This window comes from Pseudomonas syringae, assembly GCF_023278085.1.
Classification (GTDB): domain Bacteria; phylum Pseudomonadota; class Gammaproteobacteria; order Pseudomonadales; family Pseudomonadaceae; genus Aquipseudomonas; species Aquipseudomonas syringae_Q.
This window is the reverse complement of record NZ_CP066265.1, coordinates 5,131,200-5,144,884: the sequence shown is the minus strand read 5'-3', so window position 1 is coordinate 5,144,884 and position 13,685 is coordinate 5,131,200. Positions and strand designations below refer to the sequence as shown.

Annotated in this window: 10 protein-coding genes and 2 pseudogenes; 3 read left to right on the top strand and 9 right to left on the bottom strand. The window is 51.6% G+C overall.

Annotation, left to right across the window (positions count from 1 at the left end):
* Window positions 1-108: 108 nt before the first annotated feature.
* The gene (locus I9H07_RS22835; RefSeq protein ID WP_236425609.1) at window positions 109-774 is read left to right on the top strand and encodes an SMI1/KNR4 family protein; all 666 of its coding nucleotides are present in this window, start codon (window positions 109-111) and stop codon (window positions 772-774) included.
* Window positions 775-839: 65 nt separating this feature from the next.
* Here the strand turns inward: I9H07_RS22835 and I9H07_RS22830 are convergent, their stop codons facing one another.
* From I9H07_RS22830 to I9H07_RS22815, 4 genes are all read right to left on the bottom strand, one after another.
* On the bottom strand, window positions 840-1,205 hold the full coding sequence (locus I9H07_RS22830) for a histone-like nucleoid-structuring protein, MvaT/MvaU family (RefSeq protein ID WP_058392340.1): 366 nt from the start codon (window positions 1,203-1,205) through the stop codon (window positions 840-842).
* Window positions 1,206-1,370: 165 nt separating this feature from the next.
* The gene (locus I9H07_RS22825) at window positions 1,371-2,135 is read right to left on the bottom strand and encodes a hypothetical protein (protein ID WP_236425610.1); all 765 of its coding nucleotides are present in this window, start codon (window positions 2,133-2,135) and stop codon (window positions 1,371-1,373) included.
* Between the two features lie 157 nt (window positions 2,136-2,292).
* Window positions 2,293-2,628 carry a hypothetical protein gene (locus I9H07_RS22820; protein ID WP_024640768.1) on the bottom strand — a complete coding sequence of 112 codons (336 nt, stop codon included), beginning with the start codon at window positions 2,626-2,628 and terminating at the stop codon, window positions 2,293-2,295.
* A gap of 456 nt (window positions 2,629-3,084) precedes the next feature.
* The gene (locus I9H07_RS22815) at window positions 3,085-4,161 is read right to left on the bottom strand and encodes a PIN domain-containing protein (protein ID WP_236426604.1); all 1,077 of its coding nucleotides are present in this window, start codon (window positions 4,159-4,161) and stop codon (window positions 3,085-3,087) included.
* 351 nt (window positions 4,162-4,512) lie between these two features.
* Here I9H07_RS22815 and I9H07_RS22810 point away from each other — a divergent pair, with 351 nt between their 5' ends.
* Together I9H07_RS22810 and I9H07_RS22805 are read left to right on the top strand one after the other, a co-directional pair.
* Window positions 4,513-6,156, top strand: a complete 1,644-nt coding sequence (locus I9H07_RS22810) for an SIR2 family NAD-dependent protein deacylase (protein WP_236425631.1) — start codon at window positions 4,513-4,515, stop codon at window positions 6,154-6,156.
* 385 nt (window positions 6,157-6,541) lie between these two features.
* Entirely contained in the window at window positions 6,542-7,603 is a 1,062-nt protein-coding gene (locus tag I9H07_RS22805; protein ID WP_236425630.1) for a hypothetical protein, read from the top strand.
* A gap of 354 nt (window positions 7,604-7,957) precedes the next feature.
* On the opposite strand, the gene I9H07_RS22800 is transcribed toward I9H07_RS22805, so the two are convergent.
* The 5 genes and pseudogenes from I9H07_RS22800 to I9H07_RS22780 all read right to left on the bottom strand — a co-directional run.
* A complete protein-coding gene (locus I9H07_RS22800) occupies window positions 7,958-9,694 on the bottom strand; it encodes a DUF262 domain-containing protein (RefSeq protein WP_236425629.1) in 1,737 nt (578 codons plus the stop codon).
* Between the two features lie 385 nt (window positions 9,695-10,079).
* Complete coding sequence (locus I9H07_RS22795) at window positions 10,080-10,421, bottom strand: hypothetical protein (protein ID WP_236425628.1); 342 nt, start codon at window positions 10,419-10,421, stop codon at window positions 10,080-10,082.
* 227 nt (window positions 10,422-10,648) lie between these two features.
* Window positions 10,649-10,804 (bottom strand): annotated as a pseudogene (locus I9H07_RS22790) (DUF927 domain-containing protein); the annotation flags it as partial.
* 183 nt (window positions 10,805-10,987) lie between these two features.
* Window positions 10,988-12,346 (bottom strand): MFS transporter, encoded by a 1,359-nt coding sequence (locus I9H07_RS22785; RefSeq protein ID WP_236425627.1) that lies wholly within the window; start codon window positions 12,344-12,346, stop codon window positions 10,988-10,990.
* A gap of 482 nt (window positions 12,347-12,828) precedes the next feature.
* Window positions 12,829-13,298 (bottom strand): annotated as a pseudogene (locus tag I9H07_RS22780) (DUF927 domain-containing protein); the annotation flags it as partial.
* Window positions 13,299-13,685: the final 387 nt, after the last annotated feature.

The window sequence follows — 13,685 nt, the reverse complement described above, 5'->3', positions numbered from 1 at the left end:
GATGTTCCCGGTAGTCATGCGGAGGTGTCCGACGGTCTGCCTCTGACCGGAAGCTCATGTTTCCAGTCTTGTTGTAATCTAACGCCTTTGCCCGGAAGGAAGCCTTGAATGAAAACAGTGATAGAACGACTGGAACAATGGCTGGAAAACAATCTTCCGGAAGTTCGCGCCGATTTGGCCCCTGGCTGCTCACAAGCCTCGCTTGCTGAGTTCGAGAGCCAGGTAGGTCGGGCTTTTCCGCAGAGCCTGGCGGATCTTTACCGAGCACATGATGGGCAGGCAGGCGGTGTCAATACGGGCCCCTTCTTCGGGCTCATGTTCCTGTCGCTGGCACAAGCAAGGAACCACTGGGAGTCATGGAAGCAGATTGTCGATGAATACTCCCCTGAGGATATGAAGGAAGCGAGCGCCTTCTGCAAATCAGCAATGCCCGGCGGCATCAAGGAAGTCTATGCAAACCAGTACTGGGTCCCGTTTGCGCATGATTACGGCGGTAACTACCTGGGAGTAGATTTAGACCCCGCACAGCGTGGGACCTCGGGGCAAGTGATCAACTTTGGCCGAGACGAAGATGAGAGGTTCGTGGTGGCTCTCTCGCTGGAAACGTTTGTCGAGTGGCTGGTCTGTCAACTGGAGAGCGGCAATGCGCTGATCCGGGACGAAGATGATGGGGGGCGAAGCCTGAACATCAGAGAGCCTGAAAGCTATAACTTTCTGGATTCACTGCCCGTGCTGTTCGCTTCGCAGCGCGATCTATCGAGTGATCCTGCGTAGGTGCTGCCGCAGGTTGTTATGCGGTCTGAAAGGGCCCGTCTGGACCCTTTTCAGGCCAGGCGGCCTTACTTCTTCAGCCAACCCTCAACAACGTCAGAGCCGTGTTCTGCTTTCCACTCCTTCAAGACCTTGTGATTCCCGCCTTTGGTTTCGATCACTTCACCGGTATTAGGATTTTTGTAAGTCTTGAGTTCACGCGGTTTGCGCGTGCCCGCAGGCTTTTCAGAGGTCTGGCGACTCGCCGGGCCGTGTGGTTCCAGCAGATTGATAATGTGCTTCAGGCTGAAGCCATAGTGCTCAAGCAGCTTGCGCAGCTTTGTTTCAAACTCGATTTCTTTCTTCAGGCCCTGATCACCTTTCATTGCCTCAAGTGCCTGGAGTTGCTCGGCGAGGTGTTTTTCCAGCTGACGGTATTCTGCGAGTTTAGACATTGGGTTTCCTTTATAAATAGATGCACGTAGTTATTGAGATAGGGGCACCTTATACAAGTTCAGCCTATTTTCCGAAGGGCCGGTTAGCCTCCAATGTGCGCCATTACCGGTTTAATTGCCTTGATCGTCAACGCTTGTAGCTGACTGATGTGGGTCAACTGGGCACTAACGCTTCGCCAACAACCGCGCCAACACAGCCGTCACCACAATAGCCAGCAAAACAGCAGTCGTGATAGAGAGAAGCGCACCCCATTGCAATATGGAATACCTGAGGGTCAGGTAAAAACTCACCACCCCGACAGCGCCAATGGCATTGCCGCGGATTATTGCCGCCAGCTCATAACGCCCGCCTTGAACGTGGACGAACACGGCAAGCGGCCAGGCGATCACCGGGATCGGCGCCAGCAGCCCACTGACCACCGGCCCGAGCCAGGTAGCACTTGCGGTAATCGCCAGCAGCAGAAGGGTGGCCGTCAACATGCGCATCGGAATGACCCAGCGCGGCAGTGCAACGTATGACGTTACATCCGGCGGCGTCTGTTTCAAGGTGGCAATGATGATCAACGTAACCATCAACAGCGTGAAAATGATCGACAGCGCCAGTGATCCCGACAGGTTCATCAAAAAGGCTGTTGCGCCATACATCGCCAACGCCAGGACGCATCCAGCCAGCGCTGAAACGCGTCGAGTGATCAGGAAATAAAACAGATAAGTCGCCTGAATCGCCGCCAGCCCGGCCAATGCCCCGGGCACCGCCATCGACGCAAATGCGGTGCCCTGCTCAAGGCTGAGAAACAGCATGACCAGCGCCGAGGTCATCGGCAGCCCGGAAAGAAGCCCCGCCACGCCAGTGCCCCAGCGCCTCGCCGCCAATGAAATGGCCAGCATGAGCGCGGGAGTGATGAGTAACTTGAGGTAGAAGGCCGTCATGCAGAAAACTTCACATCGGGAGGTGGGCAGGATGCTAAACCTTTTGGCGGTTGGTAACGATGTGTGTCTGTTCTTACACCATCGCCCGACAGCGCATCCGCCAATAGCCAGAAACAGAAAAGCCCGGCGAACCGGGCTTTCTGAAATCGAGCGGTGTTTATTTAGCCGTTTTCAGTTTGATCACGTCACCAGAGACGGTGGTGGTATAGCCGTTCAGAACCCAGGCCCAGAACCACTTCTCCTGCACTTGGGTATTGATCAGCGCATCGCCACCCTTGGCCTGGATGGCGCTGTTCTGCGCGCGAACAAAACGGTCGTTCTGACGAATCGGGATCAGACCAAACAGCATCAGGCCGGTGGCGCTTGCTTCACTGTGGCCAACGACGGTGTATTGGCTGCTGTCATAGTGCGGGGTTTTCATAGGGGTGCCGGTGCAACCCGCCAGAACCAGACCACATACTGCAGCCGCAACGACTTTGCTAAATGACTTCAAGGTAAAACTCCATGGGGGAACGCCCGGATTCAAATCTCGGGCGGCGGTACTTTACTCGCCGGGCTGGTGCTTGGGGTGGTTTTTTTGCAGTTGGGTCACGACGCTTTTGCAAGCGCGCGTTTGCTGAAATCTGAGAGTGGCTGGTTCCTGTTGTGGCGGGGGGTGATTGCCGGCAGCCCTGCTTGAGGCGGCCGCCTCTCAATGTCGATAGGCCGGGCCCTAAGGCATTGCTCACCATTTTTAATGCGGCGGACATGTCGTGGATTTTGGTCGATTGAAGCCGTTTGTGAAAGGCAGCAATCGGCCAAGAGCGGACGTTCGGCGGTGTCTACGAAATCGGTCAGCGATTCAATTACCTATCGCCCTGATACTGCCCGAGCAACGACTGCTTACAGTCAAGTTGGAACGCCCGGCCACGGCATCATGGACTTCGCATGGTTCACCAATGTGATCAAATCACATCCTAGGGTCTTCCCACGGATACTCTTCAACAGCAAATTCGATGCCACCACCCAAGCCTTTTACATGCAAAACAAATTCATCATTAATGAATTCACCTTCATCGGCTTCAAAAGACAAATCTAATTCTATAGAAAATTCTTTTTCCTCTTCCTCTTGCCGCTCAATAGAATCAAACGTGTAGAGGATGTCATCCTCCTTATCGTAATGACCATTCGCAGTGTCTGGGCCGCTGACATTTACTAGGAATTTCACGGTTACGTCGAATACGACCTTGCAGCTTTCATCATCCAAATGAACTATTTGAGGTTCAAAATCTTCAATTTCAGCAACTTCGAAAGTATCTACTTCAGCGTCTTCCCACGTAGAAGAGTTATAGCTTTCGGCATCTTCTAGCTGAGATTTTATTTGTTCTATGATTTCTTGTTTCTTGAGATTCAAAAACTGTTCAACGAACTGAGATCTATCGTCGTTGTGTTTATTATATATGTCTAGTAGCCCACTAAGAGTTTCAATGTTTACGAACCTCTCATTAGCCTCGCAAAACGCTTTGTGGTCAGGGTCCGCCGAAACAACGTAGACCTTTTCCTGCCCTTCCAAAGCAGAGCGTATAGCAAGGAGAGAGAACGCATCACGAAATTCGTTAGGCTTTTGAGTGCTAAATGGACTGACGTGATTAAAGAACATGTCAATAATCTCATTTCCATCTACGCGACTCATATCAACGACAGTGGCATTCGAAGCTTCAATAAAATCCTCAAATGCTTTTAGCGCTTTTGCCTCTAGATCGCCTTCATTGATTTCCGTAAAAAGGCTTTTTATACTTTCGTCATCATACTCTTTAAGGACAGCGGCTTTTCGTCGGAAATTCTTAATGCCTTTGAGTGCCTCTTTGATGTGATCAACAATCTTTCGTCGCACTTCATTAACTACGATTGTGGTAGTGATGTGGTTCAGTTGATTATCGCTGCACAATTCCTCAAAAGACTTTATTGTACTAGAATTGAAATCAAGATTTGCTTTGACAAAGAATTCCGTATCTATAAATACCTTGCGCGTGACTAACGGCATCATTCCTGTACTCCTTCAGGTCTATTGCGCTACTTTCGCACCAGCACGAAGAAAAGTCGATAGTGAGCGCTCGGCTGAGTAGGAGGTGGCTGAGGAGCCTTCACAACAAGTGGCAAACCAAGAGCAGAACTTCTGCGAGCATACCTGCTCTCTGCTGGCAGTAATCCACCAATCTCTTAGAAATGGATGACTGCTACTCGCCGATAGCTTCCTTCTATAAGGATCGACAAGTCCATCAAGCGTTGAAGAGAGTGGGCTGCTTCGATCCTCAACTGGATAGCTTTCAACGAGGCTAATTTGGCATCTAAATGCCATTACTGATATCGTTCGACGCTGCTCAAGGAGGATTTCGCAGTGGCCACAACTTACCTCAAGTATTTCCCCAAGCCGGTCCTAGACGACCTGGTGAACGGCAGGTGGCTGCCAATTATCGGCGCCGGAATGTCCCTCAATGCACATGTCACGTCGGGTCAAAGACCGCCGCTTTGGGGTGAGCTAGGCAAGCTTCTGGAGGATGACTTGATTGATTTCAGCTCCAGTGGGGCCCTAGACGCAATCTCAGCTTACGAGCATGAACTTGGCCGTGCGAGGTTAATGGACAAGCTCACACAAGTGCTGCTAATCCACGAGGCGCAACCAGGGAAAGCACACAAGAGCTTTTGCTCCATTCCATTCGATATCGTTTGCACAACGAACTTCGATTTTCTGCTGGAGCAGGAATACCGCCTAGGGCCCAATACCGTCTACCCCATCCTTGAGGAGGAACAGCTATCGCTGAATTCCTCTAAGGCGGGGGTGAACTTGCTGAAACTGCATGGCGATCTTCACCACCCTAGAAGGATGGTGGTAACAGAGGCCGATTACGACGGTTTCCTTGCGAACTACCCGCTCTTTGCAACCTATCTTGCGAACCTTTTGATCACCAAGACAGCGGTACTGGTTGGATATAGCCTTGACGATCCAGATTTTCGACAAATCTGGCACGTGGTAACACAGCGTTTAGGACGTACCAGACGATTTGCCTACACCATCGTTGTTGGCGCGAATCAATCCGATGTCTCCCGATTCGAGCGTCGTGGGGTAAAGGTGATAAACCTGCCAGGTACCCGAGACAAATACGGGGAGATCCTTGCCGCCGCATTCGATGAGCTTCGGGAGCTTTTGAGAGACAAAGCCTTCACAGTTATGAAAGCGACTGAGGAGAGGGCAATGCAGGAGCTGTCGCTGCCGAGGTCAGCGTCCTCACGGCTTTGCTTCTTTTCGTTACCGTTAGATGTTTTACCGTTCTATAAAGATCAAGTCTTCCCTGCTCTTGAAGATATCAACCTCGTCCCGATAACGGCGGATGGGGTGATTTCCCCAGGTGATATGGTCATCGCCAAGCTTGATGCGCTGATTGATAGATCAATTGCCATGGTAATTGATCTATCGTCTAACTGGACAATAGTTGAACTAAAAATGGCGCTTAACCGTGCTGCGTCTAGGAGGCGTGAGGGAAGGCCGCTCACGCTGATAGTGGTCATGAGAGAAGGACAGCAATTACCCACCTCATTAGAAGGGGTGATGGCGATCTACCGCCCCGATCTTTTAACCTCTCAATCAGAGGATTTTGCTCGCAACCTAGTCGTAACCCTCGAACGGGCGCTTCCCTCCGACGGTGATTCCCAGTTAGACGAGGCGCGCCGGCTTTTTAGAGTTAAGGCATACCGCGCAGCTATAGTTTCCGCCATCACGTACCTTGAAGGCGAGCTGCGAAAAGTTATGCGGGTCGGAGATGAGGAAACTGCTTTGAAGCCCCACCTGTCTCTGATTGGGATGATAAAAAATGCGGTTAATCGCGGCCTGATCAGTGTAGAAGCGCTACCAAATCTTCAAGACTGGATTCAGCTTAGGAACGGCATTGTTCATTCGAAGGAGGAGCTAGAAGTTACCAGAGGAATGGCGAAAACGATTGTTGACGGCGTAATCAGAATCGTAAGCGAGTTTCATAGTTCATAGAGTAGGTCAGATTCAATCGAGAAAGCGCATGTTTAGGCCCCCAGGTAGTGGCTTCGGTGGGCACAGTAATCGGAACGCTGAAAGCCCTCGCCTAGACACGAGTAGCCAGCGTAATAAGAAATGTTATACGCAACACAACAACAGTTTGGATGAGTGCAAGCCGGTCGCGTTCCTATCGACCCAAAACGGACAGCTCTGAGGGGCGGCTCTTGGCCGGAAGCTGAAGCGAACGTTGCAAATTTGTGCTCGCTTGCTTGAAGCACGCTGTAGTGACCGACTACAGTAAAGTCGATATGATTCACATGCTCTTGGGCGTGCAGTATCATGAGTGGCGGCCTAATTAATTGATCAAGCCCGCAAAGCTGGCTAAATAAGGATATTTAAGATGAAAGAAACCACGACCCATCGCAACTCATTGTTCAGGGAAGAGCTTTATAAATTAGAACTTGAATATTGCAACCATTACAAGCGTGACGATGCCAAAGCAAATAACGTTCGCGGCAAGATAAACTCTTTGATTTTGGAAAATTGTCCTAATTGGACTGAGCTGTCCCAAAGGGAAGTCCAATCAATTTTTCGCATATATAATTCGATAAGTTTGTCGAGCAAGACTGTACGGAAACTTGCTCATATGGATTTGCATGGGTTGAGTGATATTGCAAATACGTCTTTTGGTGATGCCATTAGCTACGTGAGTGATATAGCTGAGGTCGACCTCTCCAACGTGCAAGAAGTCCGGTTGGAGCGTTATGAGTGTGCTTATACTGAAGGTGAGTGCGTATCCTGCAATCAGGACAATCACCACATCTATTACTCTATCGATAGCAGCCAGGTCAGCTCTGTCGATTTACTCTGCCACGAGCTGGGTCACGCAGCTGATTTCACTAATTCAAGGCAAGCTTCCGCAGATGACAACGCACTGCATCGTCATCAAAGTTTAGCTGAAGCTGTAGCATTTTATTGTCAGTTTCGTTATCTACAAGATCATGGCAATATGAAAAAAAGAACAGGGGCATTAGGCGCCTTTTTATACACTTATTTGACTTATCTGATTTGCTGCTACTGTTTTGGGCAAAAAATCACACTAGACCAAGTGGACCCCGTCGAAGCTGTTGATGATGAAATTTTCAGTTCTTTTTTTTCTGCCTACACCTCGCTGTTTGGCGCTGAGCAAGCAAGAGAATTTCTAGCACAGAAAATCTATGAAACTCAGGCTAGATTCCAAGGCTTAGGAAATGTGATTCTCGAAGAATTAAATCCAAGGTTAGGCATCCCACTAGGGTTGGCACTGCTTGAAATAGAAAATTTGGATTTAGCTCTTGTATCGCGCATGAATATTTTGAGTGACGAACTTAATTATGTAATTGAGTCAATAGACCATAGTCTAAATGACAGGCTGTCGAACATGGATGCTCTCATCACCAAGTTCATAGAACAGGAAAAATAAGCGGAAACTTTCATTAATTCTATTCTAGGCAGCTCCCGTGCGGCAGCACAGGAGCTGTGTTTGAGTGCATATGGCATCAATGTGTGACATCCAACTACGCGCTGGCTGAGAGCAATCAGCCTATTCGATCACCCGGATAAATTGTGGCAACCCGACTTAGAGAAACTCGCTTAAGCGAGAAACCATACTGGTGCTGGCATCACCAGAAGTCGCAGATGCTGAGCACCAAAATTGGGATGTTCCTCCCAGAGCTTTAGGACCATTAGCGAGGCAAAGTCTACCTCTCCAGTGAAGACTGCGTCGAAGGGCCCCTAACTCACGAGGCCTCGACCCACCTCATTTAAATGCTAAGCATCAATCCTCATCCCACCACCTCTCAAGATTCGGTTCTAGGCGCCAGGTCTTCGCCAATCGCTCAAGCAATTCGATCCTCCGTACCTCCAGCTCTTCGAGCGTCCATTGAGAATACCCGCGCACTTCGTTGGTGAGAGTGAATGCGCATGAGTCACCAGATGCAAAGTACTTGGTCTTTTTTAGATCAAAGTCGTAGTTCTGCGCTGCGGAATTTTTACGCGTATTGAGCAGGACCAAGTTTGCCAAGCTATGCACCCAGGCCGCATGATCATCCGTATTAGAGAACCATTGCTCCCACTGCGATCCAGACGAGATTGTTTGCGGGCAGATATGCTCAACCGAAATAACCGGATAGTTGTAATTGGCCGAGCCATCCGTGGAGGCTTGTTCCAAACGAAGTAAGAGTGGTTTGACTATCTTGGGAACAAGGTAAACATTACCATCTAGCGCATTGAAGAGCATCGTGGCTTCAGTATGTTCAATTTCCAATCCTTTGGAGCGGTCCCGATTGGTCGATCGAATTTTGGGGGCCGTCGGCACGTCGAGATCATCCAATACATCGACATAGCGTGACATCCGTGCGTTGACATCGGCTCGGGTCAAGAAGAGAAAATAGGCAAGTCTTTCCAACCGGAAGACAAACTCTGGAACGTCGATATCATCTCCACCATTGCTCTGGCGCAGACAAAGCAGCAAGGGCGGCAACCAATCTCGGTTGTCCAATCGCTCCAAGGAGCGTACTAAGTCAGCGCTCTTCGCACCGAAGCGCGTGCGCAGCTTCTGATCATCCATTGCCAACATCAGAGCGTCAGCATAGGGCTCCAACACCGCGTCAATGAACCCAACGGGATTTTCGCGAAACGCTGGCACATGCACGGAAAAACCGCTTTCAAGCGCGGAACGAGGTTTGTCACGTTCGTAGATCATGCGGATGTGCGTGAATAAAGCACTGAATCTGTCGCGGCCCAGTGCTGTTTCAACTTCCTCCCAGCGGTGGGATAGTGATGACTCCTTGTCGGTGCCTGCTCGCTCCAAGAGATCCGCTTTAAGAATATCAGTGGCCGAAAGGTCGAGGCCGCGAGCGTTGAGAACGGTAAAGATTCGTCTCGCAGCAGTATCGGAGGGGACTTCGACTAGCACGAGATAACAATTTTGCAGCAGAAAGCGCAAAAGCTCATCGCGCTCCTTTTCATTCATGGCCTCTAATCTATCGCGAATTAGCTTTGCGTTTTCAACGATACGTGCTTTTGAGTCTGTGAGTCCGTCCAACGACGGCAGGTGGTTAGTCGCTCCGCGTGTCTGAATATGCTTCTCAAAAAAGCCCTGATCTTTCTGCCGCAGTTGCAGGCGTAGTGCCTCTGGGATGCCCTCATCCTCATTAGCTACCTGCTTGATGTAACTTTCGCGCTGCGCTTTCTTCTCTGCCCCTTCCGTCAGGTCGCGAATGACGCTGAACAGGAGAGTGAGGGTGGTCAGGCGCTGCTGACCATCGACTACACGTGATGCAGGGGTGCCGTGGGTTTTCACCAATACGATGCTACCCAAAAAGTAAAAGCCCCCGGCCGCAGAGTCTCGCGTCATGGCGTCCTTTAAGTCCGCAAGCAACTCCTCAGCTTGAGTCGTTTCCCAAGCATACGGACGCTGATAAGCGGGAACAGTAAAGGCATACTCTTTGGAAAAGACTTCCGCTATTTTTTTGTGAGCGGCCTCGATTCGCAACTGCGAAGCGTCATGCATGAAAAAATCCTTTTTGGTTTTAGCTCGACTTTTCATGCTGCCACAGTTGCATGTGCAGCATTGATGGCCAAGGGTTTAGCCGGTGGAAGGAATTCTGAAATACCTAAGCCTAAAGTAGATTTGCAGCCATAGTCGTCACATCAGTTTTAATCAGGCGGTTAGCCTGGGTTTTTGCGTATTGGCTCACCGGCAACCGAGTCTCCTGTCTCGTTAGACAGGCTAAACGTTCCGGATGAGCTGAACGGTTAGGCTGAAATGCCGACTCAGACCCAGGGACGAACCTGCGTGTAGCCAGAGTGCCACAACCTGAAAAAATAGGCTAAAAACAGCTCTGCAATTCAGGGGTGGGCACCTAACCTACCGTCCGCTTCTGGCCGATAGCAGACTACCCATCCCTTCTAGCCAGCCAGCGCATCATCGCTACCGCTGTTCCGGCAAAAACAAGAATCATGAATACCGTCCCAGCTACGTTCCAGCCAAAGCGCGTAGGCTCGACTTCGTAAAGGACGATCTCCTTGATGCGGTGTCCCTTGGGCCCGGTAAATGTCTCGATTTGTCCGCTCACCAACGCCAGGTAGAGTCCTCTGCTCATGCCGCAAGCTCCCACAAAACCGAATACAGCGAGCACCACGGCATAGAAGGGCTGGCGGCTCTTGGGTATCCGGTCGAGGAGAAACTTGCGTGGGATGAGAGCCTTTGGGGAGGGGCGGTGCTTCGGATAGGTCACTATGGCTGCTCCATGCAATCGATCTTAAGATCGTTCTATACCTGTTTCCGAATCAGGCGTCGGCTGTGCTTTTTATCATGAATCGGCGCAAGCCGGTGCCGCTTGGATCGCGATACCGGCTGGTGAAACGAACAATTACTGGTTCGACACTGAAGTCAGCTGCGAGAGATACAGCGACAGCTATTGATCCTTCGTGGCCTGAACCATGAGAGATAACACGCAGTGTGGCCACGATCATTAGCCCGTGCCTTTCCGGTTATGTTGCCAAGCATATACACCGTCTCGCCGATGATGCGCGGCTTGCACATCCCTGCCTCATCCAGCACCAAGCGCCACTCCGAGCGGGCTGCGATAGATTCCGATGCGATATGGGAACGCCACGAGCCAGAAACAACAAAGCCCGCACAAGGCGGGCTTCCGAAGTTCTTCGTAGACTGTCCACTGCTCACGACACATCTAGATTTCAATAGTGTGCCCAAGCGTGAATCACGCAAATAAAACCAAGCCGCCGCGGAGTGCGTGTGCAGTCTGCGGCGGCTCTTTCCTACTAAGCTTTGGGCGCTAAATCAGCTTTGCCCTTGCTTCGGATCCTCAGCGTGAGCCCAACGATAATCTAGACGCGGCGCGAACACTTTGATGCGACGCTTGATCTTGATCAGAATCGGGTCGTGCACCGGCTCCGGATCTTTCAGGAATGCGGTCAGCACAGCACTCAGTGCGTACAACCCGCAGAACGCCCAGACCACGCCTTCAATGCCGTAACTTTCATTGAAGATCGCAACAACAGCCGGGCCAACCCACGTCGACGCGCCTGCACCCAGGCTCAACACCGACAAGGCAGCCGCTTTGTTGTTCGGTGCCAAAGCCGGGGCAAGCGCCGACAGCGGCACGAAGCACGCCAGGGTCAGGCCGTAGAAGGCGCCGAAGATCGAGGCGATCAGGAAGTCGTTCGGAAACGCCTGTGGCATGAAGAAGAACAGCGGCGTGCTGATCGTGCTGCCCACTGCGCCAAACCACAGGATCGTGTTGCGATAACCGATCTTGGTGCTGATGACACTGGACCCCAGGTTTCCGATGATGTTGAACACAAAAACGATGGTCAGCAGGCGCAGCCATTCTTCCAGGGTGAAGCCGACGGTGTCCATGAAGAACCCTGGCATGACCACCAGAAAGCCAAACATCGACGAGGTGTTGATGACGCGCACGATACCGGCCAACGACACTTTAGGACGGGTCCACATGATGGTGATGTTCTTGGCCATCGACACCAGCGGACGCTCGCCTTCCGGGGCCAGTCGCCGCATGCCATGAGCTTCGCGCATCCCGACCAGACCAATCACACCACCGATGACCACCAGCGCGAAGGACAGCCAGAAGGTCTGCATTGCGCCGATCAGCGGAATAGCGATGCTCGCCACCAGAGAGCCCAGCATTGGCAGGCCCGCGGCGTAAGCCACCCAGAACCAGCCCACGGCCATGCCCATCTTGCGGGACGGCGTGGAAGCCGCGATCCAGACCAGGAAACCGTAGGCGAAGAGCGGATAACCGAAACCGCGCAAACCATAGGTCAGCAGAATCATGGAATAGCTCAATTCCTGCAGGCCGTAGACCAGGAAGAGCACTTCGAACACGCTCCAGATCATCAATCCCAGGAACATCACCCGTTTCGGGCCCCAGATATTGGAGAGCGCGCCGGCGAGCCACGATGAAATACCGACCGTGACGCCATAGACGGTGAAGATCATGGCGATCTCGTCGCCGGGCATGCCGCGTTCACTGAGGAAGGGTGAGAGGTATCCAAGTTCTACGCCATCGCCGATCATGAAGATCAACAGGCCGACAAAACCCCAGAACATGGGATAGGGAATACCAACTTTGTCGCAGAATCTAACGAGTGGAGTGTTCGGAGTGGATTGATCGCTCAATTTTCCGGTCCTTTTTGTTGCACGACGTTTGGGCGCGCCGTATGAATGGCCTCGATGAGGTTGAAAGACAGATTGGATAGCACAGGCATCCGCTTCGGGCAGCGAGCAAAACTGGCTTGATTATTTGACGCGCGGGGTCAGACGTTGGAGCAGCTATCGTCGACCCATTAATCTATGTTTTTCTAGATTTTCGAGCCCGAAGCCAGCCTTTTATGCCAGATGAAACGATTCATCACAACCGCAAGCCATTTTTTAGGGTGCGACAATGTGTCCGGTTGTATTGTCTGAGAGGTTCGAATTTAGGGGGGTGAGGTGTTTCGAATTGTGTATGAAAATAAATACATCTTTTTCCGAATGGTTACTTTTCTTCTAGCCATGATCGTTGATTAGCATCCGACTCGGAGTCAAGACGGAATGCACTGGCTTATGACTGCCAGGTCCAAACTCATACTCGGCTTCGCACTGTGATCCTATGCACTGTGCTCACCCGCTGCGGTGGCGAGGCCAAAGCGAGCGGCGGCACGGTGAGCTTGCCCGCTGGCCGACGTAGATGACGATTTGGCGATAAAGCCTTAGCGTGCGGCGCAGGATGGCGGACCAAGCCTTACGTTTGTCGGGTTCGCACAGCGCTGTGAGAAAGGCGGTAAGCGGTGTGCCAGTGCTGCCGCATATTCGAAACCATTCAGGGCGTTGAACATACTGAGGCCTTCGCTGGAGTCGGTTGGGTGGCGAGCATGCGTACCTCGATGCCCGCTTTCAGTTCCTTGTTCGCTTGGGCCATTTGCTGGTCCAACGTATTCTCGCCGGTGGAGAGGAACAGCAAGCGCCACTCTTTTACCTGCCGACCTCCCTGGCCTCGATCATTAGCCCGTGCCTTGCCGGTGCCGAGCATGTACACCGTCTCGCCGATGATGCGCGGATCGCGGAGGCCGATTTCATCCAGCACCAAAAGCTAGAAACAACAAAGCCCACACAAGGCGGGCTTTCGGAGTTCTTCGTAGACTGTCCAAGACATGTCTAGATTTCAATATGGTGCACCAGGCGGGATTCGAACCTGTTACCCCTGCCTTCGGAGTGCTAAAAGCCGACGTTTAGAATCAATAAGTTAGCGGGGATTAGCTGGAGAATCAATGGGTTGTGCTAGCTGGGGTTAGCGGGGGCGAGTGTGGCAAAATTGTGGCAGGTTACCCACAAGTGGGGCGCTTTAAGATAGCCATCGATAAGCTGACAGGTGTTCAATCTGGCAATATCGAGATTCAATAGCCGGGATTCGGCTGTAACCCATACCATTCCAATGTGACTGCAATTGCTTCAGATTTATACAGCTGGCGTCGAATTT

What these genes read in the sequence shown, in the direction of transcription:
- I9H07_RS22835 (WP_236425609.1), top strand. Translation starts at nt 109, where the DNA reads ATGAAAACAGTGATAGAACGACTGGAACAATGGCTGGAAAACAATCTT.
- I9H07_RS22830 (WP_058392340.1), bottom strand. Translation starts at nt 1,205, where the DNA reads ATGTCTAAACTCGCAGAATACCGTCAGCTGGAAAAACACCTCGCCGAG.
- I9H07_RS22825 (WP_236425610.1), bottom strand. Translation starts at nt 2,135, where the DNA reads ATGACGGCCTTCTACCTCAAGTTACTCATCACTCCCGCGCTCATGCTG.
- I9H07_RS22815 (WP_236426604.1), bottom strand. Translation starts at nt 4,161, where the DNA reads ATGATGCCGTTAGTCACGCGCAAGGTATTTATAGATACGGAATTCTTT.
- I9H07_RS22805 (WP_236425630.1), top strand. Translation starts at nt 6,542, where the DNA reads ATGAAAGAAACCACGACCCATCGCAACTCATTGTTCAGGGAAGAGCTT.
- I9H07_RS22800 (WP_236425629.1), bottom strand. Translation starts at nt 9,694, where the DNA reads ATGCATGACGCTTCGCAGTTGCGAATCGAGGCCGCTCACAAAAAAATA.